The following is a 21620-nucleotide window of genomic DNA, read 5'->3' as shown; positions in this document are numbered from 1 at the left end:
GCGCCCGCCTACTCAGGCATGCGATAGGCGGTGAAGCGTTCTCGCCTGGCGTCAAAGATCAGGCCGGTCTCCGCGAGAGCGGGGCTTGCCAGCCGAACGATCCTGGCGGCGATCTCCGAAGGATGCGGAAGGGTCTGCGGATCTTCGCCAGGCACTGCCTGGGCGCGCATGGCCGTGCGTGTCGCACCGGGATCGACCGCGTTGACACGCAACGGAAAATTCCTCGTTTCTTCAGCCCAGGACCGGGCGAGCGCTTCGACGGCGGCCTTGGAGGCCGCATAAGGGGCCCAGAAGGCGCGCGCCGAATGCGCCGCGCCCGACGAGATCACGATGGCGCGACCGGCATCCGACAGCCGCAGCAGCGGGTCCACGGAACGGATCAGCCGCCAGGTCGCCGTCACGTTGATGGCCATCACCTTGTCGAACACCTTCGCCTCGACATGGCCGATCGGCGCAATCACGCCGAGGATCGCGGCATTTGCCACCATGACGTCGAGTTTGCCCCAGCGCTCGTGGATCGCGCCGCCCAGGCGATCGATCCCGGCCATGTCGGTGAGGTCGAGCGGTACGAGGGTCGCCTGACCGCCGGCGGCCTTGATCTCGTCGTCGAGTTCCTCGAGCCCGCCCACTGTGCGCGCCACGGCAATGACATGAGCCCCTGCCGCGGCCAGTTCCCTGGCAATGAAGTAGCCGATGCCGCGCGAAGCGCCGGTGACGAGGGCGACACGCCCGGCAAGGTCGAGAGAGGTGGTCATGCCTTATCCTTTCGGGAATTGGGCGGAGCGTACCAGGCCCGCCGGCTGCCTGGTCGCCTGGCGCGACGAAGACCGGCGGCCTGCGGGAGCAGCCCTGGAACGGTAGGCCCGCCGGCGCTATTGCCCGCCATTGGCGAGCAGCGACAGGGTCCGAACATTGTCGGAGCCTTCGATGTCGGTGAGCCGGGTCGGGTATTCGGTGGAGAAGCAGGCGTCGCAGAACTGCGGCGATTCGTTCTCGCGGGCGGCCTCGCCGACGGCGCGGTAGAGACCGTCGAGCGAAAGGAAGCCGAGGGAATCGACGCGGATGAAATCGGCCATCTCGTCGACCGACATGCGTGAGGCGAGCAGCTTGGCCTTCTCGGGCGTATCGACGCCATAGAAGCAGGACGAGCGCGTCGGCGGCGAGGCGATCCGCATGTGCACCTCGCGGGCGCCGGCGTCGCGCACCATCTGCACGATCTTCTGGCTGGTCGTTCCGCGCACGATCGAATCATCGACCAGCACCACCCGCTTGCCTTCGATCATGCGCCGGTTGGCGTTGTGCTTCAGCTTCACGCCCATGTGGCGAATCGAATCGCCGGGCTGGATGAAGGTGCGGCCGACATAGTGGTTGCGGATGATGCCAAGCTCGAAAGGAATGCCGGCCTGCTGAGAGAAGCCGATCGCCGCCGGCGTGCCCGAATCGGGCACCGGCACGACGACATCGGCATCGACCGGGTTCTCCACGGCCAGCTCGGCGCCGATCCGCTTCCTCACGTCATAGACGTTGCGGCCCTCGACGGTGGAATCCGGCCGGGCGAAATAGACATATTCGAAGATGCAGAAGCGTGGCTTCTGAACCTCGAAGGGGAAGACGCTCTCTATGCCCTTGGAGGTGACGATCACCATTTCCCCCGGTTTCAAGTCGCGGACGAAACGCGCTCCGATGATATCGAGCGCGCAGGTTTCCGAGGCCAGTATCCAGGAGCCGTCGAGATCGCCCAGCACGAGGGGACGGATGCCGAGCGGATCGCGGCAGCCGATCATCTTCTTCGAGGTGAGGGCGACCAGCGAGAAAGCGCCCTCGAGTTGACGTATCGCGTCGATGAAGCGGGAATTGATGTCGCGCTCCTTGCTGAGCGCCACGAGGTGCAGGATCGTCTCGGTGTCCGATGTCGAGGAGAAGATGGCGCCCTGTTTCTGCAGCAAGCGCTGCACGGTAAGCGCGTTGGTGATGTTGCCGTTGTGGGCGATCGCCAGGCCGCCTTCGGCAAGCTCGGCGAAGAATGGCTGGACGTTGCGCAATCCGGCGCCGCCGGTGGTCGCGTAGCGCGTATGGCCGATCGCCCGGTTCCCCGGCAGCCTGTCGATGACCGATTGCTTGGTGAAGGTATCGCCGATCAGGCCGACATGGCGTTCGACATGGAACTGGCTGCCGTCATAGGAGACGATGCCTGCCGCTTCCTGTCCGCGATGCTGAAGAGCATGCAGGCCGAGCGTGACGATTGCGGCGGCATCCTGCCGGCCATAGATGCCGAACACACCGCACTCGTCGTGGAAGTGATCGTCGGCTTCAGTGGAAAGCATCTTGGCTGCGGTTGCGTCCGTCATGGCGCTGCCTCTCGTCCTGAATACCGCTATATAGGCGCGGCCGCCGCCGCGCACCAGCAGATCAGTTGCTGTTGCCCTCGGCCGGGGGCGCTTCGGCATCGCCTGCCGAAGGCGTGTCCCCCGCGGCGTCTGGCGCGCCTTCGCCGGTCTCCGGCGTAAGCTTCTTCAGGATCGAGTTCTCGGGATCGTCTGGCAAGAGCGCCTGGATGCGCCCGCCGATGTCCTCGAGCAAGGGGCGCGACTTGGCCTCGGCGATCCAGTTCGGCGGATTCACGCCGACCAGCCAGTTGAAGAACAGCAATCCGACCGCCACGACCAGGATGCCGCGCGCGGCGCCATAGAGGAAACCGAGCGTGCGATCGAGCGCGCCGACGCGGGAGTCGATGATGAAGTCGGCGATCTTCATTGTGATGACCGTGACGACGATAAGCGCAACGATGAACACAGCTCCGGCCGCCGCGGCCATGGCGATCTGCTTGTGATCGATATAGGGCTGAACATAGGGCAGCACCTGGGGATAGAAGAAATAGGCCGCCGCCGCCGCCGCCACCCAGGACGCTATCGAGAGGATTTCGCGGGAGAAGCCGCGGACCATGGCGAGCATTGCCGAAACGAGGGTGAAGCCGACGAGAATTCCGTCAAGCAGCGTAATCGGCATGTCGTTCCCACTCCATGATGCGGTCCGCTTCACCGCCTTCGCAGGTTCAGTCTTCGACCCGTCTCAGCCGCGACCCGGCGATGCGGGCCACGAGATCGGCGAGCATAGCCGGCTGGAAGGCGCTGGCTCCCGATCCTCCCGCCAGTTCGTCGGTGCTTCGCGGCAGGACCGCCTGTGCGAACCCCAGCTTTTCGGCTTCCTTGAGGCGCTGCAGCGCATGCGCGACCGGCCGCACGGCCCCCGAAAGGCTGATTTCGCCGAAATAGACGCAATCAGCGGGCAGGGCAAGACCGGTGAGCGACGAAACCAGAGCGGCCGCGACGGCCACATCCGCCGCCGGTTCGGTGATGCGATAGCCGCCGGCGACATTCAGATAGACGTCGTGCGTGGCGAACCGGACGCCGCAATGCGCTTCCAGCACGGCCAGCACCATCGACAGGCGCGCCGAATCCCAGCCGACGACGGCGCGGCGCGGCGTGCCGAGCGGGGAGGGCGCGACGAGGGCCTGGATCTCTACCAGGACCGGCCGTGTGCCTTCCATGCCGGCGAAGACCGCGGCGCCGGGGGCGGCCGCATGGCGTTCGCCGAGAAAGAGCTCCGAGGGGTTGGACACTTCGCGCAGGCCGCGGTCGGACATCTCGAAGACGCCGATCTCGTCAGTCGGACCGAAGCGGTTCTTGACCGTGCGCAGGATGCGGTAGTGGTGGCCGCCTTCGCCCTCGAAATAGAGCACCGCGTCGACCATGTGCTCCACGACGCGCGGCCCGGCGATCTGCCCCTCCTTGGTGACATGACCGACCAACACAACGGCGGCGCCCGTCGACTTGGCGTAGCGGATGATGGCCTGCGCGGCCGCACGGACCTGGGTGACCGTGCCGGGTGCCGAATCGGCGATATCGGTCCACAGCGTCTGGATGGAATCGAGGATGACGAGATCGGGGCGGCGGCCCTCGGAGATGGTCGCCAATATGTCTTCGACATTGGTCTCGGCGGCGAGCTCGACCGGCGCGCTGGCGGCGCCCAGCCGCTGCGCGCGCAGGCGGACCTGCGCCACCGCCTCCTCGCCGGAAACATAGACGATGCGGTGCCCGAGCCGGGCGAGGGCGGCGGCGGCCTGCATCAGCAGCGTCGATTTTCCGATACCCGGATCGCCGCCGACCAGCAGCGCCGATCCGCGCACGAAGCCGCCGCCGGTCGCCCGGTCGAGCTCGCTTATGCCCGACGCGATGCGTGGGGCGTCCTCTATATCTCCCGAGAGCGTGGTGAGCGTGACCGGCCGCCCCTTGCGTGCAGAGCGCAGGCCCGCCGGCCCGGCGCCGATGCCGCCGGCCGTGCCTTCCTCGATCAGCGTGTTCCATTCGCCGCAGGAATCACACTTGCCGGCCCAGCGTGTATGGATCGTTCCGCAGTTCTGGCAGATGAACTGGACGCGCGACTTGGCCATCAGGCCGCCCGCCCGGCAATGGATCGGATGTGGCGACGTCGAGCGGCAGCCCGACCTGCGATCGGCGTGAGGCTCCCCACCGGACTACTCGAGCCTCTCCGGCACGTGGGTATCTTCCGCCAGGTCGAAGAAGCGCGTGAACTCGCCCTGGAAGCCGAGCGGGACCGTGCCGGTCGGACCGTGGCGCTGCTTGGCGATGATCACCTCGGACTTGCCGCGCGCCTCGTCCATCTCTGTTTGCCATTTCACGTGCTCGTCCGTGCCGAACTTCGGCTCCTTGTTCTTCAGGTAGTACTCCTCGCGATAGACGAAGATCACCACGTCGGCGTCCTGCTCGATCGAGCCGGATTCGCGAAGGTCCGACAGTTGCGGGCGCTTGTCGTCTCGGTTTTCGACCTGACGCGACAATTGGGAGAGCGCGATGATCGGAGCGCCGAGTTCCTTGGCGAGCGCCTTGAGGCCCGTTGTGATCTCGGTGATTTCCTGGACGCGGTTCTCGCCCTTCTTCGACGAGCCGGTCATGAGCTGGATATAGTCGATGACGATCACGTCGAGACCGCGCTGCCGCTTCAGGCGGCGCGCCCGGGCGGAGAGCTGGGCGATCGAAATGCCGCCGGTCTGATCGATGAACAGGGGCAGCTTCTGCATGGTCTGCGAGCAGGCCACGAGCTTCTCGAAATCATATTCGGAGATCTCGCCGCGCCGGATCTTGGAGGAGGGGATTTCGGTCTGCTCCGAGATGATGCGGGTGGCGAGCTGCTCGGACGACATTTCGAGCGAGAAGAAGCCGACGACACCGCCGTTCTTGGCCTTGAAGGAGCCGTCGGCCTGCTGCTCGGGCTCATAGGCGTTGGCGATGTTGAAGGCGATGTTGGTGGCAAGCGACGTCTTGCCCATGCCGGGGCGACCGGCAAGAACGATCAAATCGGAAGGCTGCAGTCCGCCCATGCGACGGTCCATTTCGCGCAGCCCGGTCGAGATGCCGGACAGGCCGCCATCGCGCATATAGGCCGCATTGGCCATGTCGACGGCGGTCTTGACCGCATCGTTGAAGCTCTCGAACCCCCCGTCATAGCGCCCGGTCTCCGCCAGTTCGAACAGCCGGCGCTCGGCGTCCTCGATCTGCTCCTGCGGCGACATGTCGACCGGTGCGTCGTACGCGATGTTGACCATGTCCTCGCCGACGGTGATCAGTGCGCGGCGTGTAGCGAGGTCATAGATGGCGCGGCCGTAGTCGGCGGCGTTGATGACGGTGACGGCCTCGGCGGCGAGGCGCGCGAGATAGTGCGCGACCGTCATGTCGCCGACCTTCTCGTCGGCCGGAAGGAAGGTCTTCATCGTCACCGGATTGGCCATCTTGCCCATCCGGATCAGCTCGCCCGACAGCTCGAAGATCTTGCGGTGCAGCGGCTCGAAGAAATGGGCCGGCTTCAGGAAGTCCGACACGCGATAGAAGGCGTCGTTATTGACGAGGATCGCGCCGAGAAGCGCCTGTTCGGCCTCGATGTTGTTCGGCGCCTCGCGATAGAGCGGCGTTTCCGCGACTTCCAGTTTGCGTGCTGCCTCAGCCATGTCACCCCCAGTTTCCGCACTCCGGCCCTCGGTATCAGACGCAGGGCGCCACCGGAAAAGATTCGTGGCCGGCCGCCTTCTTGTGCGCGGGATTCACAGAAGTCCACAGGCGCTCCGGCCCGGCGCCCGAATCACGATTGACGCGAATCGGAAGCGGAAGATTAGCCCTGGACAGAATGGAACAAAACGGGAAAATCCAAAACGCTTCCGATCAGACGTGCAGAGGGAGCAAGCGGGATCAAACCGGCCGCCCCGCAAGGTGTCATAGAAGCCCTGTTTCCTGGGAGTGTTTCATGGATCCCGTGGCAAAGGCACTCTGGTTCATCGAAAGCCATCTCGGCGGCGAGGTGTCGCTCGACGACATCGCCGAGGCGAGCGGCGTTTCGCGGTTCCATCTGTCGAGGGCATTTTCCGCAACGCTCGACCGGTCGGTGATGCGTTATCTGCGCGGACGCCGGCTGAGCGAAGCAGCCCGCGCGCTCGCCTATGGTGCGCCGGACATTTTGTCGGTTGCGCTGGAGGCCGGGTACGGCTCGCATGAAGCGTTCACCCGGGCATTTCGTGACCAGTTCGGTATCACGCCCGACCAGTTGCGGGCGCAGGGCACAATCGAGGGGTTAGACATGGTGGAGCCGATCGTGATGCAGCAGAACATCGAGGTGAAACTGGAGCCGCCGCGCTTCCTACAGGGCAGGGCCATGCTGATCGCCGGCCTCGGCCAACGCTTCGAATATGAGAGCATGGACGGGATCCCGGCGCTTTGGGAACGCTTCCATGCGCATCTCGGCAACATGGCGGGTGAAGTCGAGGGTGTGGCCTATGGCGTGATGGCCAACAGCGACGACAAGGGTTTCGACTATATCTGCGGCGCCGAGGTAGCCGATTTCTCCGACATGGACCCCGTCCTGACCAGGATCCGGATTCCACCGCAGAAATACGCCGTCTTTTCTCATCGCGATCACATTTCGACGATCCGCAACACCATGCATGCGATCTGGGCCGGATGGCTGCCCGATTCGGGGCATGAGGTGGCCGATGCCCCGTCGCTGGAGCGGTATGGCCGGGAGTTCGACCCGCGCAGCGGCGCGGGCGGGCTGGATGTCTGGATACCGATAAAGGGGTAGGGGATATCCGCATCCCCGGCTCTTGTCCTTCTTGCATCGGTGGGGCGGCCATATACCGTCTACCGTGCCGAAACAGAGGGCGTCATGCGGATCACGGCTTTCCTGACGACGCTTGCGATGCTCGCCTTCGCCGCCAACTCGCTGCTTGCCCGGCTGGCGCTCGCCGGCCCCGCAATCGATGCGCCGAGCTACACGGTGATCCGGCTGGTTTCGGGCGCGATGGCGCTTGGCCTGATTCTGCGCTGGCGCCGGGGGTCGGGTGGAGGGCTTCCCGGCAACTGGCCGTCGGCCCTGGCGCTCTTCGTCTATGCTATCGCGTTTTCACTGGCCTATCTCAGGCTCGGGGCCGCCGTCGGCGCGCTGGTCCTGTTCGCCGCCGTCCAATGCACGATGATCTCGTGGGGGCTCTGGCGGAAGGATCGACCGAATACGGGCGAACTCGCCGGTCTCGCCATCGCTTTCGGGGCTTTCGTCTATCTGGTTTCGCCGGGCCTCGACAAGCCGGACCTGCCGGGAAGCGCGCTGATGGCGCTGTCCGGCATTGCCTGGGGCGTCTACTCGTTGCGGGGCCGCGGCGCGCGTGATCCGCTCGGCGACACGGCCGGCAATTTCATTCGCTCGGCGGCGTTCTGCGTTCCGCTGGCGACAATCGCACTGCTCGACCACGGAGTTACGGCGCGCGGCGCGGTGCTGGCCATTGCCTCCGGCGTGGTCGCATCGGGCCTCGGCTATGCCATCTGGTACCGCGCATTGCCGGGACTGACGTCCACCCAGGCCGCGATCGTCCAGTTGACGGTGCCTGTCATCGCGGCCCTGGCTGCGGTGGCTTTGCTGGATGAACCCGTGACGGTCAGGCTGGTCATATCGACCATCCTCGTCCTTGGTGGGGTGGCGCTCGCGATACTGTCGCGAAGGTCGGTGAAGCCGGTGGAAGCTCCGCAGGGGGACGGCCGCATCTGAGCGCTCGTTCAGGCTCCGCCTACGGTCCAGGGCGCCGCTTCGCCCCAGTCGAGCCGCCGTGCCGTCCGGAACGCGTCACCTTCCCGCTTCGTGACCGTCCGCTCGGCGGCCGATCCATCCTGGCGGCAAAGCTTGAGCGTGACCTTGCCTTTGGCCGCCCGCGGCGGAGCGACGACACGCGCAGCAGGACCGTTGCCGGCATGCCGCGAGGCTGCGATGAAGACATATTTCTCGTCTTCCCAAGGAACATCGGCGCCCTTGGTGAGCCGGTGCAGCCGCGATCGGGCAACGCGCCGCGCGAAATGGCACCAGTCGGGAGCCGCGAGCGGGCAAGGAGCTGAATGCGGGCAAGGCGCGACGAGATGCGCGCCCTCCTCGACGAGCCGCTGCCGGGCGGCCAGGATGCGCGACCAGCCGGCGGGCGTTCCCGGCTCGACGATGACGAGCGTATCTTCGGTGAGTTCCCACAGCCGTCCGATGAGCGAGCCGATCGTTTTCGGATCGATCTCGTCGAGCACATAGGAAAGCGTTACCAGATCGGCCTTTGCGAGGCCGTCCATGTCGCCTGTGACGTCGCCGGCAAGCCAGCGGGCCCCAACCATGTCCATGTCGCCGGCAAGAGCTTCGCCGACCTGGCGCGCGGCGGCGCTCGCTTCGACATGAACGGCGTCGCCGAGCGTCGGCCAGCAGTCGGCAGCCGCCCATAGCACCGTACCCGGCCCGGCTCCCAGGTCGAGCATCGTGCCGGGCGCGAAGTCGGGCCGCAACTCGGCCACCGATGCAAGGCTCGCGCGAACCGCGGCGAACGTGGCCGGCAGGCGTGTCGCCAGATAGGCTTTCACCGCGAGCCGGTCGTCCAGATGCAGGCGCCCGTCGCGAACTTCGGCGCGGTAGCGCGCAGACAGAAGCCCGGCAGCCTTCTGAAGTTCTGTCACCGGGATTCCTTCGAGAAGCCGGTCGACGGCCCGTCGAAGTGCGGCGGGGAGTTCCATTGGCCGTTCAGGCTCCGCGCGGGGCAAGGATGACGGTTGCGCCGACCAGGCAGATCGCAGCCCCTGCGAGATCGAAACGATCGGGTCGCACGCCTTCCATCGCCCACATCCATATCAGCGACGCCGAGATGTATATGCCGCCATAGGCGGCGAAGGTGCGGCCGGCAGCTTCGGCCGGTACGAACGCGAGCAGCCAGGCGAAGGCGAGGAGCAACAACGCGCCCGGAACGAGCCACAGCGGCGATTTGTCAAGGCGCCACCAGGCCCAGAAGGCGAAGCAGCCGGCGATCTCGGCGATCGCCGCGGTCGCCAGCACGGCGTAGCTCATGGGAACGGGCCTTCCTGTCGAATATCGGGATGACAGCGGATACCGCATAAATCCGATGCGTGGGCAACAGGAAAGTGCCCCGCCCGGACGGGAGGCGCCGTGGGAAACCGGCCTCACGGCCGGAATCACTCTTTCTCGCTGACTTTCCTGGCCCGCTTTGTCTTCGGCGCTCGTTCGGCGACCGCGCCATGCGCCATCTCGTGCATGGCGAGCGCTTTCTCGCATTTGCCGATATAGTCGCGGGTCAGCGGCACGGCGTCGTTCGCCCGGGCGAGCTGGATCTGGAAGACCATCAGGTCCTGCCAGCGGAACGCTGCCTCGGACCCCGAGAGATAGAACTCCCACATGCGGCAGAAGCGCTCGTCATAGATGTCCTTCGCCCGTTCGAGATTGGCCATGAAGCGCTCGCGCCAATGCTTCAGCGTCTCGGCATAGTGGAGGTGCAGGATCTCGACATCGGTGACGAAAAGGCCGGCCTTCTCGATATGCGGCAACACCTCGGACAAAGCCGGGATGTAGCCGCCCGGAAAGATGTGCTTGCGGATGAAGGGATTGGTGGCTGTAGGCGGGCCGGCGCGCCCGATCGAATGAAGCAGCATCACGCCGTCGGGCTTGAGCAGGGTGGCGACCTTGTCGAAGAAAGCGCGGTAGTGGTTGACGCCGACATGCTCGAACATGCCCACCGAAACGATGCGGTCGAAACGCTCCGACAGGGAGCGGTAGTCGCGGATCTCGAAATGGACGCGGTCGTCGAGGCCTTCCGCCCGGGCGCGTTCGGTGGCCACGGCGTGCTGCTCGGTCGACAGCGTGACGCCGAGCACCTCCGCGTCGAAGCTCTTGGCCAGATAGAGGCCGAGGCCGCCCCAGCCCGAGCCGATGTCGAGCACGTTCTGGCCGGGCTTCATCCTGAGTTTGGCTGCGATGTGCCGCTTCTTGGCGAGCTGAGCTTCCTCGAGCGTCATGTCGGGCCGCTCGAAATAGGCGCAGGAATACTGCATATCCTTGTCGAGGAAGAGCCGATAGAGCTCTCCCGACAGGTCGTAGTGACGCTCGACATTGCGCTTGGCGCGGCCGGCCGTGTTGATCTGCTGCAGCCGCCGAAACGCCACTCGCAGGCCCTCTATGGCGCGCGCCCAGGCCGCGTCGATGCTGCCGGTCGGCCCCATGTTACGGTAGGCGAGATGCAGGAAGGACAGCACGTCGCCTTCGAGGAAATCGAGTTCGCCTTCCATGAAGGCTTCCGGAAACGCCAGCGTCGGATGGAAGGTGATGGTCCGCTCGGCGTGGCGCGTGTTGATTCGCAGATGCACGAACTCGCCGGTGCCGTCGCCGAACTGGAACGTCGCGCCGTTCGGGCCCGTCACCTTGAGATTTCCGGTTCGCACCAAGCGGTCGACGATACGCCTCAGCAGGATGTTCATAGCCGCTACCTCAGGAATCCGACGCTGCTCCGTCGGCTGAACCCGATTATTCTGCTTCAAATCGGCGCAGCTTGAAAAGTTCCCGCTGGCATAAAATTGACACAGTTTGTTGAGGCAGCCGTATCGGCTCGAAGGTCGTGCGCGATCTTCGGCAGGCGCAATGTTCGCTTTCAAAACCCTGGAACGGTCGTTCGTGCGTCGAGGTGGACGCGCGGGCCTTCAAAGAAAAACCCGGGCGTCGCCGCCCGGGTTCGTTCGAAACCGCGAAAAAGTCGCGGCCGGATCAGGCGTTGGCCGCTTCTTCGTCCTCGGCGTTCGGGTCGAAGAAGTTCTCAGGGCGGGCGTTCTCGTTGATGTCTTCTCCGTAGATCGCCTCGGCGGTGGTGAGGGTCTCGCCACGAGCCTGACGCTCGGCTTCGTCGGCCGTGCGCGCAATGTTGAGCGTGATGGTCACCTCGACTTCCGGATGCAGCGCAATTGCCACGTTTGTGAGGCCGATGGCCTTGATCGGCTGGTTCAGTTCGACCTGGTTGCGGGCAACCGTGAAACCTTCCGCGGTCAGCAGCTCGGAAATGTCGCGGGTCGAGACGGAGCCGTAGAGCTGACCGGTCTCACCGGCCGAGCGAACGACGACGAAGCTCTTGCCGTCGAGCTTGTCGGCGACCGCCTGTGCCTCGGACTTGCGCTCGAGGTTGCGGGCTTCAAGCTGGGCACGCTGGCCCTCGAACTTCTTCTTGTTGGCTTCGTTGGCGCGCAGCGCCTTGCCCTTCGGCAGCAGGAAATTGCGGGCGTAGCCGTCCTTGACCTTGACGGTATCGCCCATCTGGCCGAGGCGGGAAATGCGTTCGAGAAGGATGACGTCCATCGTTTTGTTCCTCATGCGTTGCGCCGGTGGCGCGGTTTTCAGGAACAGGCAGGAAGCGCGGTGGCCCGCAGCCGATGGCGTGCCGTGCTGGTCGCTGTCCTGCCTGTCGCGGCAGTTAGGGGAGGCGGTTCTCCGCGCCCCAACTCGGGATTTCTGTCGCCCGCCCGCACCCGAAGCGGAGGGCAGGGCCGGGCAGGCTGAGCTGTCCGGCCCCGGAAGATCACTTCACCACGTAGGGAAGAAGGCCGAGGAAGCGGGCGCGCTTGATCGCCTGGGCGAGCTCGCGCTGCTTCTTCTGGCTGACGGCAGTGATACGCGAGGGCACGATCTTGCCGCGCTCCGAAATATAGCGCTGCAGGAGACGAACGTCCTTGTAGTCGATCTTCGGTGCATTGGCGCCGGAGAACGGACAGGTCTTGCGGCGGCGATGGAACGGACGCCGGGTCGGGATCTGGTTGATGTCGACCATTACTCTGCAGCTCCTTCAACAGCTTCGCGCGGACGGCGCGGGCCACGGTCGTCGCCGAAGCGGCCCGGGCGGTCCCCGCGCTCACGGTCGCCGAAGCGCGACGGACGATCGCCGAAGCCGCGGTCGCCACGCTCGTCGCGATCGCGCTTCTGCATCATGGCCGAAGCGCCTTCCTCATGCTTCTCGACCTTGATGGTCAGGAAGCGCAGGACGTCTTCCGACAGGCCCTGCTGGCGCTCGAGTTCCTTGACGGCCGCCGGGGGAGCGGTGATGTCCATCAGCGTATAATATGCCTTCCGGTTCTTCTTGACCCGGTAGGTGAGGGACTTCAGTCCCCAGTTCTCGACCCGGCCGATGCTGCCGCCGCCGGAGGTGATGACGCCCTTGAAACGTTCAACGAGCTCATCGACCTGCTGCTGCGAGAGGTCCTGCCGGGCAAGGAACACATGTTCGTAAAGAGCCATTGTCTTGCCTTTCTTCGTTTCTCTCCCGGTTCCCGACGGCTAAGCCTCTGCAACTTCTCTTGACCCGGAGATGCGGGGAAGAAAGGAGCATGACGAGACGGTCGAGAGCGGAGACACGGGAGGCGGAAGCACCTTCGGCTTCGCGACGAACAGCGGTCGGGACAACATCCCGGCGCACGGCCCAGCCCTCCGTTCAGCCCCCGGTCGGGACCGGCAGATTGCGGCGGCTCATACAAGGGAAAGCCTGGAAAGGCAAGAGCCGACGAAGCGCGCCGAGAGTTTCTTTGCGCAGCATCCGCTCCGGACCGGCGCGAAACAGTCCCGCAACCGGGTGGCCGGGCAGCGGCGGGTTCTGATGCGGGGCGCCCATGCGCATTTGGAAAACGCGTGCGCTAATAATAAAGCCTAGCTTAAGCAGTTGCTACTATGGCTATCCGTATAGGCCTCAACGGGCAAAGTGCGGGTGGCGACAAGGTGGACTTATTCGGACGAATTCGTCGCCGGTTTTTCAGGGCGATCTTCCGGACGACCAACGTCCCTACCGCCATTGCGATCGCGGTTATCTTGGGTGCGGCCTTTTTCGCAGAAGCCCAGAACCACGAGATTTTCCGCCAGGAACTGCGCGCCCAGGTACGCGCCCGCATCGAGCTGATTCGCGCGAAGCTCGAGGGCAACGTCAGCGGCAACATCCAGCTCGTGCGCGGGCTGGTGGCCACGATTGCGACCGAGCCCGACATGAACCAGGACCGATTCGCGAGGCTGGCGTCGGCGCTGCCCCATGACCAGTCGCAGATCCGCAGCGTGGCCGCGGCGCCGGACCTCGTCGTGTCTCTCATCTACCCCTTGGCGGGCAACGAGAAGGCGCTCGGCCTCGACTATCGTGAGAACGCGGCACAGCGCGAGGCGGCTTTTCGGGCGCGAGACACCGGCGAACTGGTGCTCGCCGGTCCGGTCGAGCTCGTTCAGGGCGGGACGGCATTCATCGGCCGCTTCCCGGTCTACACCAAGCGTGCCAATGGCGGCTTCTGGGGAATCGTTTCCGTCGTGATCGATGCCGACCGGCTCTATCGGGAAAGCGGCCTCATGGAACGAGGCATGCCCATCGATGTGGCCATAGCGAGGCTCGACGGGCCAGCCGGGCAGGACACGCCGTTCTTCGGAGAGCCCTCTGTCCTCGACCAGGATCCGGAATACGCTGATGTATTGCTGCCATCCGTGACTTGGCGCATCGCCGCGGTGCCCAAGGGAGGCTGGGACTTACCTCCCGACAATCGCTGGCTCCTTCGCGCGGTGGTGTTGCTGTGCGGAGCGCTGATCGTGATTCCCATGCTGGTCACGGCGCGGCTGGTCGAAGAACGGCAACGCCATATCCGCGAATTGCGTCGGCGAGAGACGGAGCTCAAACGACTGTCCCGCCGCCTGGGGCTGGCCCTGGAAACCTCGCAGGTCGGCGTATGGGACTTCGACATGGCGCGGGACGAACTCGTCTGGGACGACCGCATGAACGAACTCTACGGGCTTCCCGTCGACGACGGCCCGCGGACCTATGCCGACTGGCGGAACGCACTTCACCCGGAAGATCTCGAACGTGCCGAACGCGATTTCGACGAGGCGATCGGCGTCACCGGAAGATACTACTCCGAGTTCCGGGTGCGGCTTCCCGATGGCGTCATTCGCCACATCCGCGCGATCGGCGCGATCTATGAGGGAGCGGAGGGCTCGTCCAAGATCGTCGGCGTGAACTGGGACGTTTCTGCCGACGTGGAGCGGAACGAGGATCTAAGGCGCACGAAGAATCTGATGGAAGCCCGTCATGCGGAACTGATGGTGGCCAAGGCGCGGATTGAGCATACGGCCCTTCACGACGCGTTGACCGGGCTCCCCAATCGCCGCTACCTCGACCAGAAGCTGGAACTCCGGGCGAGGCGGGAGGACAGAGCAGAACGCACCGCCCTTCTCCATATCGACCTCGACCGCTTCAAGCAGATCAACGATACGCTGGGCCATGCCGCGGGCGACGCTATGCTCGTTCATGCCGCGAGCGTGCTCAAGTCCAATGTCCGCGCGAGCGATTTCCTCGCCCGTGTCGGAGGGGACGAGTTCGTGGTCATGTGCCTGCTGGACGGTGACGACGCCGACGCCAACCACCGCTACCTCTCCGAGCTCGCCAACCGCATCGTCCGCAAGATGGGCGAACCCGTGATGTACGAAGGCCACGAGTGCCGTTTCGGGGTCAGCGTCGGCATCTCGATCGACAGCGGCGCCGGCAGCGACCCGCGCAGCCTTCTCGTCGATGCCGACATCGCGCTTTATCGGGCCAAGAGCCGGGGCCGCAACCAGCATCAATTCTTCAATGAAGCCCTTCAGGCGGAGATCGTCAGCACCAAGCGTGTCGCCGACGAGATTCTCAACGGCCTGGAGCAGGGGCAGTTCATCGTCCACTATCAGCCTCAGTTCGATGCGCGTAGCCTGGAAGTGGCCGGCGTGGAAGCCCTGGTCCGCTGGAACCACCCGACCGAGGGCGTGCTGGGGCCGGACAGGTTCCTGAAGATCGCCGAGGAGCTTTCCGTCGTCCCGACGATCGACAGGATGGTGTTGGAGCGGTCCCTGGCGGATTTCGAGAAGTGGAACAGGGCCGGCCTGAGGGTGCCCAGGATCGCCGTGAACGTATCCGCCCGCCGCCTGGGCGACGAGGAACTGATCCGAAGCCTTCGCAGCCTGAACATCCGCCGCGGCACGGTTTCGTTTGAACTCGTGGAGTCCATCTTCCTCGACGACAATGACGAATTGATCGGCTGGAACGTCGAACAGATCAAGGAACTCGGCATTGATGTCGAGATCGACGATTTCGGTACCGGCTACGCGTCGATCGTCAGCCTTCTCAAGCTGCGACCGCGGCGGCTGAAGATAGACCGCCAACTCGTCATGCCGATCACGTTGTCGACCGCGCAGACCAATCTGGTCCAGTCGATCATCGAAATCGGCAGGTCCCTCGGCATCGAAGTGATCGCCGAAGGCGTCGAGACGATGGAACACGCGCGCATCCTGCGGGAACTCGGATGCCAGGAACTGCAGGGCTATGCATTCGCAAGGCCCATGAGCGCGGCCGATTTCGAGGCTTTCATCCTCGCCCGGCGCGGGCGCGCGGCCGGCTGACGGCGGTTCGGCCGGTAATCGAAAGCCAGGCAACGATCTGCGTATCGTTTGCCCGCCCTTGACTCCGCGCCCATCCTTGCTCCACACGCAGCCGAAGAAAAGTTGGAGAAACGCCCTCATATGTCGATCGCTTTCACCTTCCCGGGGCAAGGCAGCCAGTCCGTCGGCATGGGCAGGGATCTGGCGGATTCGTTCCCGGAAGCCCGAGCCGTCTTCGAGGAGGTCGACGATGCGCTGGGCCAGAAGCTCTCCGCGATCATGTGGGAAGGGCCGGAAGAGACCCTTACCCTGACCGCGAATGCCCAGCCGGCCCTGATGGCGGTGTCGCTGGCCGCATTGCGTGCGCTTGAAGCGCGCGGTTTCTCCCTCAAAGACAAGGTCGCCTATGTGGCCGGCCATTCGCTCGGCGAATATTCTGCGCTTGCGGCCGCCGGGACGTTCTCGATCGCCGACACGGCGCGCCTGTTGCGAATCCGCGGCAACGCCATGCAGGCGGCAGTGCCGGTCGGCGAAGGCGCAATGGCTGCGATCCTCGGTCTCGACCAGGCCGGTGTCGAGGCCGCCTGCGCGGAAGCCTCCCGCGACTCGGTCTGCCAGATCGCCAACGACAATGGCGGCGGGCAACTGGTGATTTCGGGCGCCAGGACCGCGGTAGAGCTCGCTGCGCGCCTGTGCACGGAAAAAGGAGCCAAGCGCGCACTGATGCTGCCCGTTTCCGCCCCGTTCCATTCCGCCCTGATGGCGCCGGCCGCCGAGGCCATGCGCGAAGCGCTCGCCAAGGTCGTCAAGAACGCGCCGGCCGTTCCCGTCGTGGCAAACGTGGCGGTACGGACGCTCACCGATCCGGACGCGATCGCCGCGAGCCTGGTCGAGCAGGTTACCGGCCGGGTGCGCTGGCGCGAAACCGTCGAATGGTTCGGCGCAAATGGCGTGAAGACCCTCTACGAGATCGGGTCCGGCAAGGTTCTGTCGGGCCTGGCGCGGCGCATCGACAAGGAAATTGCCACTTCGGCCGTGGGTAATTCCACCGATGTGGAAGCCGCGCTCGCAACGCTGGTGTAATGATAATCCTCGACATGTCCCTCGCCGAGGGAGTGCTCCGGTCTTCAGGGGAGTAAAGCCAATGTTCGATCTGACTGGCCGCAAGGCGCTCGTTACCGGGGCTTCCGGAGGCATCGGCGAGTCCGTCGCCCGCGCCCTCCATGGGCAGGGTGCCGTGGTCGGCCTGCACGGGACGCGGGTGGAGAAGCTCGAGACCCTGGCGAACGAGCTTGGCGAGCGGGTGAAGATCTTCCCTGCCGACCTGTCCCAACGCGACGAGGTCAAGGCGCTCGGTCAGAAGGCTGAAGCCGATCTCGATGGCGTCGACATACTGGTCAACAATGCCGGCATCACCAGGGACGGCCTCTTCGTGCGCATGTCCGACGAGGATTGGGACCAGGTTCTGGAGGTCAACCTGACGGCCGTTTTCCTGCTGACGCGCGAGCTCACGCATCCGATGATGCGGCGTCGGTTCGGCCGCATCGTCAACATCAGCTCCGTCGTCGGCGTCACCGGCAATCCGGGCCAGGCAAACTATTGCGCATCGAAAGCCGGCATGATCGGCTTTTCGAAGTCGCTCGCCCAGGAAATCGCCAGCCGCGCCATCACGGTCAACTGCGTCGCCCCAGGCTTCATCGAATCGGCCATGACCGGCAAGCTGAACGACAAGCAGAAGGAAACGATCATGGGGGCGATCCCCATGAAGCGTATGGGCATCGGCGGCGAGGTCGCCTCCGCGGTCGTATATCTCGCCTCCAACGAAGCCTCTTACGTCACTGGCCAGACGATTCATGTGAATGGCGGCATGGCGATGATCTGAGATGCCGGAATCGCGCCGTTTTCACCTTGGACAGCCGCGATTTTTCGTGTAATGCGGCCTCCGATCCGGCGGGGGAGGACGCAAGAACCTGCTCCGCTGTCCCGTTCCGGACGGAACATCTTTTCAGCTTGATTAGCGGCAATCGGGCCGCTAACGAAGACAGATAATCTCAGAAGACGAGGGTGCCCACATGAGCGATACCGCAGAACGCGTCAAGAAGATCGTTGTCGAGCATCTTGGCGTCGATGCCGACAAGGTCACCGAGGCGGCAAGCTTCATCGACGATCTCGGCGCAGACAGCCTGGACACGGTCGAGCTCGTGATGGCCTTCGAGGAAGAGTTCGGTGTCGAGATCCCGGACGATGCGGCCGAGACGATCCTGACGGTGGGCGATGCCGTCAAGTACATCGACAAGGCGTCCGCCTGACGCCACCGATCATGCCGTATTGCGTGGGGAGAGTTGAGCCATGAGACGCGTCGTCGTCACGGGCCTGGGTTTGCTCTCCCCGTTCGGCTACGGGGTCGAGCATTCCTGGCGGCAATTGCTCAGCGGGCGCAGTGCTGCCCGCCGCATCACCGAATTCGAGGTCGAAGATCTCGCCTGCAAGATCGCCAATGTCATTCCGCGTGGCGACGGCAGTGATCACAGCTTCAATCCCGAGGCCGTGCTCGAGCCGAAGGAACTGCGGAAAATCGGCGATTTCATCCTCTATGGCATCGCGGCCGCTGACGAGGCGCTGAAGGATTCCGGCTGGCAGCCGAAAACCGAGGAAGAACGTTGCGCCACGGGCGTCATGATCGGTTCGGGCATCGGCGGCATCGAGGGTATCTCGGAAAACGCGCTCATTCTAAAGGAACGCGGCCCACGCCGCATCAGCCCTTTCTTCATTCCCGGTAACATCATCAATCTGGTGTCGGGTCAGGTGTCGATCCGCCATGGACTGAAGGGCCCGAATCACGCCGTCGTCACCGCCTGCTCGACCGGTGCCCATGCGATCGGCGATGCGGCCAGGCTGATCATGTTCGGCGACGCCGACGTGATGCTGGCCGGCGGCGCCGAATCTCCGATCGGGCGGCTTGCGCTGGCGGGCTTCGCTGCCTGCAAGGCGCTCTCCACCGACCGCAACGACAGCCCCGAGACGGCGTCGCGCCCCTACGACAAGGATCGCGACGGATTCGTGATGGGCGAGGGCGCCGGCGTCGTGGTGCTCGAGGAACTCGAGCATGCCAAGGCGCGTGGCGCGAAGATCTACGCCGAGTTTACCGGTTACGGCCTTTCCGGCGACGCCTATCACATCACGGCCCCTGCCGAAGATGGCGACGGCGCGTTCCGTTGCATGAATTCCGCTCTGAAGCGCGCCAGGCTTGCACCGTCCGACATCGATTACATCAACGCACATGGCACCTCGACGATGGCCGACACGATCGAGCTCGGCGCCGTCGAGCGCCTTGTCGGCAATGCGGCCTCGAAGATCTCCATGTCGTCGACGAAATCGTCGATCGGGCATCTGCTCGGCGCGGCCGGTGCGGCCGAGGCGATCTTCTCGATCCTCGCCATCCGTGACAATGTCGCGCCGCCGACGATCAATCTCGACAATCCGGAGCGCGATACAGCGATCGATCTCGTCCCTAACAAGCCGCGCGAGCGGCGGATCGATGTCGCTCTGTCCAACTCCTTCGGTTTCGGCGGCACCAACGCTTCGCTGATCTTCCAGCGCTACAATGGCTGACCCGAACGTTCCGACGAGCGGTTTGCCGCGAATTTCGCCATATTCGCATCTAGTCTCGGCGCGATTCCAGTATCGACGAGTACGGACCGAGGCGAGATGAACACGAACCCTCCGAGCGAAGCCGAACTCGCGCAGCGCGAGACGCAAGCGAAACCGATCGTACCGAAGAGCGCCAGCGACGCGTTGAGGCCAGAGGCCGGGACGCCGCCGCCGCGGCGTTCGCGCCAGTCGCGCAACCAGTTCGTGGTCTTCCTCAATTTCCTGATGTCGACGGTCGTGCTGGTCACACTGGCCGCCGGTATCGCCGTCTATTTCGGCAAGCGCGCCTTCGACGCTGCCGGCCCCTCGCAGACCGTCAGCACGTTCCTGGTCAAGCCGAATACCGGGGTCCAGGAGATCGCCGACCAGCTCCAGCGCCGCGGCCTGATCTCCGACGCGCGCATCTTCCAGCTCGGCCTTCGCGCCTATGGCAATGAAGGCAAGATGAAGGCGGGCGAGTACGAGGTTAAGGCCGGCGCCTCCATGCGCGACATCATGGAACTCCTGAAGAGCGGCAAGTCGGTGCTCTATTCGCTGACCATACCGGAGGGCCTGACCGTCGAGCAGGCGTTCCAGCGTATCGCCGAGCAGGAAGCCCTCATCGGCGACATGCCTTCGACGATGCCGGCCGAGGGCACGCTTGCCGCCGACACCCAGCGCTTCACACGCGGCACGAGCCGCCAGCAGATCATCGACAAGATGCTCGCCGACCAGAGGAATCTGGTGGAGAGCATCTGGGAGCGTCGTTCCGACGACCTGCCGATCGCCTCCATCGAAGAGTTCGTCACGCTCGCCTCGATCGTGGAGAAGGAGACTGGCCGGGCCGACGAGCGATCGCGCGTGGCCTCGGTGTTCATCAATCGGCTCAACAAGGGAATGCGGCTCCAGTCGGACCCGACGATCATCTACGGCCTGTTCGGCGGCAGGGGCAAGCCGGCGGACCGTCCGATCTTCCAGTCCGACATCGACAAGCCGACGCCCTACAACACCTATCTTATCAACGGCCTGCCGCCGACGCCGATCGCCAATCCCGGCCGGGCGGCGCTCGAGGCGGTCGCCAATCCGTCCAAGACGGACGATCTCTATTTCGTCGCTGACGGCACGGGCGGCCATGTCTTCGCCACGACGCTCGAAGAGCACAACAAGAATGTCGCCCGCTGGCGCGCGGTGGAAAAGAAGCAGGCGGAAGAGGCGGCGAAGGCCGGTGGCGCCTCCCAGTCGACCAACCAACAATAGCGGGACGCGGGAATGATCCGATCCGGATCCCGCCTGATGCCGCGACTGGACGGGCAAGGGCGATGAGTTTGCAGAGCATGACCGGCTTCGCGCGTGCCGGCGCAGATCACAACGGCGCGGCGATCGCCTGGGAAATCAAGTCGGTGAACGGCAAGGGCGTCGACGCCCGGCTGAGGCTGCCGCCCGGCTTCGAGCGGCTGGAGCAGGCCACCCGCCAGGCGATCCAGAAGCGCTTCTCCCGCGGCAACATCCAGGCGAGCCTGGCCGTGCAGCGCGACGGCCTTGCTGTGCAGCCCGTTGTCAACGAGGATTTCCTGAAGGACCTGGCGGGCCTCGCGAAGAGGTTGGAGGAGCAGTTCGGTGTCGCTCCGGCCACGGCCGACGGGCTGCTCGCGCTGCGCGGCGTGCTCGAAATGCCGGAAGCGCTGGAGAGCGAGGAGGAGCGGGCGCGCCTCGACAAGTCGATCCTCTGCGTTTTGGACGAGGCTCTGGCCGGCCTCGAAAAGGCACGCTTGGCGGAAGGAACGGCGCTCGGTCTCGTGCTCGGCGCCCATCTCGATCGCATCGAAGCATTGACGCTTGCAGCGGAGGCCGATCCGTCCCGCGATCCTGCCGTGATCCGCGCGCGTATCGCCGAGCAGGTTCGGCTGCTGATGGAACCGGGCACGGGTCTCGACGAGACCAGGCTCCATATGGAGGCGGCTTTCCTCGCCACCAAGGCCGACATTCGCGAGGAGATCGACAGGCTGAAGACCCATGTCGCCTCCGGTCGCAACCTGCTCGCCGGCGGCGGCGCCATCGGCCGCAAGCTCGATTTCCTGTCGCAGGAATTCAATCGCGAATCGAATACGCTTTGCTCGAAGTCCAATGCGGCGCCGGTCACGGCAATCGGCCTCGAATTGAAGGCCGTCGTCGACCAGTTTCGCGAGCAAGTGCAGAATCTGGAGTAAGGG

The 21620-nt window shown here is 64.8% G+C and carries 20 protein-coding genes; 9 read left to right on the top strand and 11 right to left on the bottom strand.

Features of this window, described 5'->3' with window-relative positions; translation table 11 throughout:
* Positions 1 to 8 precede the first annotated feature (8 nt).
* From JN280_RS28775 to JN280_RS28755, 5 genes are all read right to left on the bottom strand, one after another.
* On the bottom strand, positions 9 to 755 hold the full coding sequence (locus JN280_RS28775) for an SDR family NAD(P)-dependent oxidoreductase (RefSeq protein WP_202307375.1): 747 nt from the start codon (positions 753 to 755) through the stop codon (positions 9 to 11).
* Between the two features lie 117 nt (positions 756 to 872).
* Positions 873 to 2348: an amidophosphoribosyltransferase gene (gene purF, locus JN280_RS28770; protein ID WP_202307373.1), complete on the bottom strand. Its 1476-nt coding sequence runs from the start codon at positions 2346 to 2348 to the stop codon at positions 873 to 875.
* A gap of 61 nt (positions 2349 to 2409) precedes the next feature.
* Positions 2410 to 3006: a CvpA family protein gene (locus tag JN280_RS28765; protein ID WP_202307372.1), complete on the bottom strand. Its 597-nt coding sequence runs from the start codon at positions 3004 to 3006 to the stop codon at positions 2410 to 2412.
* 46 nt (positions 3007 to 3052) lie between these two features.
* Positions 3053 to 4450: a DNA repair protein RadA gene (gene radA / locus JN280_RS28760; protein ID WP_202307371.1), complete on the bottom strand. Its 1398-nt coding sequence runs from the start codon at positions 4448 to 4450 to the stop codon at positions 3053 to 3055.
* A gap of 84 nt (positions 4451 to 4534) precedes the next feature.
* The gene (locus tag JN280_RS28755; RefSeq protein WP_202307370.1) at positions 4535 to 6022 is read right to left on the bottom strand and encodes a replicative DNA helicase; all 1488 of its coding nucleotides are present in this window, start codon (positions 6020 to 6022) and stop codon (positions 4535 to 4537) included.
* A gap of 293 nt (positions 6023 to 6315) precedes the next feature.
* On the opposite strand from JN280_RS28755, the gene JN280_RS28750 reads away from it, so the two are divergent.
* The gene (locus tag JN280_RS28750) at positions 6316 to 7146 is read left to right on the top strand and encodes an AraC family transcriptional regulator (RefSeq protein WP_202307369.1); all 831 of its coding nucleotides are present in this window, start codon (positions 6316 to 6318) and stop codon (positions 7144 to 7146) included.
* 84 nt (positions 7147 to 7230) lie between these two features.
* Positions 7231 to 8106: a DMT family transporter gene (locus tag JN280_RS28745; protein ID WP_202307368.1), complete on the top strand. Its 876-nt coding sequence runs from the start codon at positions 7231 to 7233 to the stop codon at positions 8104 to 8106.
* 8 nt (positions 8107 to 8114) lie between these two features.
* Here JN280_RS28745 and JN280_RS28740 read toward each other — a convergent pair whose 3' ends face one another.
* From JN280_RS28740 to rpsF, 6 genes are all read right to left on the bottom strand, one after another.
* Positions 8115 to 9098, bottom strand: a complete 984-nt coding sequence (locus JN280_RS28740; RefSeq protein ID WP_202307367.1) for a small ribosomal subunit Rsm22 family protein — start codon at positions 9096 to 9098, stop codon at positions 8115 to 8117.
* A 7-nt stretch (positions 9099 to 9105) separates the two neighbouring features.
* Entirely contained in the window at positions 9106 to 9426 is a 321-nt protein-coding gene (locus JN280_RS28735; protein WP_202307366.1) for a YnfA family protein, read from the bottom strand.
* Positions 9427 to 9551: 125 nt separating this feature from the next.
* Positions 9552 to 10847, bottom strand: coding sequence for an SAM-dependent methyltransferase (locus JN280_RS28730; RefSeq protein WP_202307364.1), 1296 nt, complete (start codon positions 10845 to 10847; stop codon positions 9552 to 9554).
* A gap of 283 nt (positions 10848 to 11130) precedes the next feature.
* Entirely contained in the window at positions 11131 to 11712 is a 582-nt protein-coding gene (gene rplI / locus JN280_RS28725) for a 50S ribosomal protein L9 (RefSeq protein ID WP_202315091.1), read from the bottom strand.
* A gap of 220 nt (positions 11713 to 11932) precedes the next feature.
* A complete protein-coding gene (gene rpsR / locus JN280_RS28720; protein ID WP_018427106.1) occupies positions 11933 to 12181 on the bottom strand; it encodes a 30S ribosomal protein S18 in 249 nt (82 codons plus the stop codon).
* The gene (rpsF, locus tag JN280_RS28715) at positions 12181 to 12645 is read right to left on the bottom strand and encodes a 30S ribosomal protein S6 (protein ID WP_202307362.1); all 465 of its coding nucleotides are present in this window, start codon (positions 12643 to 12645) and stop codon (positions 12181 to 12183) included. The genes rpsR and rpsF overlap by 1 nt, the downstream gene beginning before the upstream one ends.
* Before the next feature lie 426 nt (positions 12646 to 13071).
* On the opposite strand from rpsF, the gene JN280_RS28710 reads away from it, so the two are divergent.
* From JN280_RS28710 to JN280_RS28680, 7 genes are all read left to right on the top strand, one after another.
* Complete coding sequence (locus JN280_RS28710; protein WP_202307360.1) at positions 13072 to 15801, top strand: bifunctional diguanylate cyclase/phosphodiesterase; 2730 nt, start codon at positions 13072 to 13074, stop codon at positions 15799 to 15801.
* A gap of 120 nt (positions 15802 to 15921) precedes the next feature.
* On the top strand, positions 15922 to 16863 hold the full coding sequence (fabD, locus tag JN280_RS28705) for an ACP S-malonyltransferase (RefSeq protein WP_202307358.1): 942 nt from the start codon (positions 15922 to 15924) through the stop codon (positions 16861 to 16863).
* A 61-nt stretch (positions 16864 to 16924) separates the two neighbouring features.
* A complete protein-coding gene (fabG, locus tag JN280_RS28700) occupies positions 16925 to 17662 on the top strand; it encodes a 3-oxoacyl-[acyl-carrier-protein] reductase (RefSeq protein WP_202307356.1) in 738 nt (245 codons plus the stop codon).
* Between the two features lie 190 nt (positions 17663 to 17852).
* Positions 17853 to 18089: an acyl carrier protein gene (locus JN280_RS28695; RefSeq protein ID WP_018427111.1), complete on the top strand. Its 237-nt coding sequence runs from the start codon at positions 17853 to 17855 to the stop codon at positions 18087 to 18089.
* A 40-nt stretch (positions 18090 to 18129) separates the two neighbouring features.
* Positions 18130 to 19392, top strand: a complete 1263-nt coding sequence (fabF, locus tag JN280_RS28690) for a beta-ketoacyl-ACP synthase II (protein WP_202307354.1) — start codon at positions 18130 to 18132, stop codon at positions 19390 to 19392.
* Between the two features lie 96 nt (positions 19393 to 19488).
* Entirely contained in the window at positions 19489 to 20667 is a 1179-nt protein-coding gene (mltG, locus tag JN280_RS28685) for an endolytic transglycosylase MltG (protein ID WP_202307352.1), read from the top strand.
* A 62-nt stretch (positions 20668 to 20729) separates the two neighbouring features.
* Positions 20730 to 21617: a YicC/YloC family endoribonuclease gene (locus JN280_RS28680; RefSeq protein ID WP_202307350.1), complete on the top strand. Its 888-nt coding sequence runs from the start codon at positions 20730 to 20732 to the stop codon at positions 21615 to 21617.
* Positions 21618 to 21620 lie beyond the last annotated feature (3 nt).

The organism is Mesorhizobium sp. L-8-10 (genome assembly GCF_016756635.1).
Lineage (GTDB): Bacteria > Pseudomonadota > Alphaproteobacteria > Rhizobiales > Rhizobiaceae.
Note: the sequence above shows the minus strand (reverse complement) of the source record. Positions and strands in the feature narration are given on the sequence as shown.

Coding starts and splice junctions, on each gene's coding strand:
- JN280_RS28775 (WP_202307375.1), bottom strand. CDS start 755: ATGACCACCTCTCTCGACCTTGCCGGGCGTGTCGCCCTCGTCACCGGC.
- purF (WP_202307373.1), bottom strand. CDS start 2,348: ATGACGGACGCAACCGCAGCCAAGATGCTTTCCACTGAAGCCGACGAT.
- JN280_RS28765 (WP_202307372.1), bottom strand. CDS start 3,006: ATGCCGATTACGCTGCTTGACGGAATTCTCGTCGGCTTCACCCTCGTT.
- radA (WP_202307371.1), bottom strand. CDS start 4,450: ATGGCCAAGTCGCGCGTCCAGTTCATCTGCCAGAACTGCGGAACGATC.
- JN280_RS28755 (WP_202307370.1), bottom strand. CDS start 6,022: ATGGCTGAGGCAGCACGCAAACTGGAAGTCGCGGAAACGCCGCTCTAT.
- JN280_RS28750 (WP_202307369.1), top strand. CDS start 6,316: ATGGATCCCGTGGCAAAGGCACTCTGGTTCATCGAAAGCCATCTCGGC.
- JN280_RS28745 (WP_202307368.1), top strand. CDS start 7,231: ATGCGGATCACGGCTTTCCTGACGACGCTTGCGATGCTCGCCTTCGCC.
- JN280_RS28740 (WP_202307367.1), bottom strand. CDS start 9,098: ATGGAACTCCCCGCCGCACTTCGACGGGCCGTCGACCGGCTTCTCGAA.
- JN280_RS28735 (WP_202307366.1), bottom strand. CDS start 9,426: ATGAGCTACGCCGTGCTGGCGACCGCGGCGATCGCCGAGATCGCCGGC.
- JN280_RS28730 (WP_202307364.1), bottom strand. CDS start 10,847: ATGAACATCCTGCTGAGGCGTATCGTCGACCGCTTGGTGCGAACCGGA.
- rplI (WP_202315091.1), bottom strand. CDS start 11,712: ATGGACGTCATCCTTCTCGAACGCATTTCCCGCCTCGGCCAGATGGGC.
- rpsR (WP_018427106.1), bottom strand. CDS start 12,181: ATGGTCGACATCAACCAGATCCCGACCCGGCGTCCGTTCCATCGCCGC.
- rpsF (WP_202307362.1), bottom strand. CDS start 12,645: ATGGCTCTTTACGAACATGTGTTCCTTGCCCGGCAGGACCTCTCGCAG.
- JN280_RS28710 (WP_202307360.1), top strand. CDS start 13,072: ATGGCTATCCGTATAGGCCTCAACGGGCAAAGTGCGGGTGGCGACAAG.
- fabD (WP_202307358.1), top strand. CDS start 15,922: ATGTCGATCGCTTTCACCTTCCCGGGGCAAGGCAGCCAGTCCGTCGGC.
- fabG (WP_202307356.1), top strand. CDS start 16,925: ATGTTCGATCTGACTGGCCGCAAGGCGCTCGTTACCGGGGCTTCCGGA.
- JN280_RS28695 (WP_018427111.1), top strand. CDS start 17,853: ATGAGCGATACCGCAGAACGCGTCAAGAAGATCGTTGTCGAGCATCTT.
- fabF (WP_202307354.1), top strand. CDS start 18,130: ATGAGACGCGTCGTCGTCACGGGCCTGGGTTTGCTCTCCCCGTTCGGC.
- mltG (WP_202307352.1), top strand. CDS start 19,489: ATGAACACGAACCCTCCGAGCGAAGCCGAACTCGCGCAGCGCGAGACG.
- JN280_RS28680 (WP_202307350.1), top strand. CDS start 20,730: ATGAGTTTGCAGAGCATGACCGGCTTCGCGCGTGCCGGCGCAGATCAC.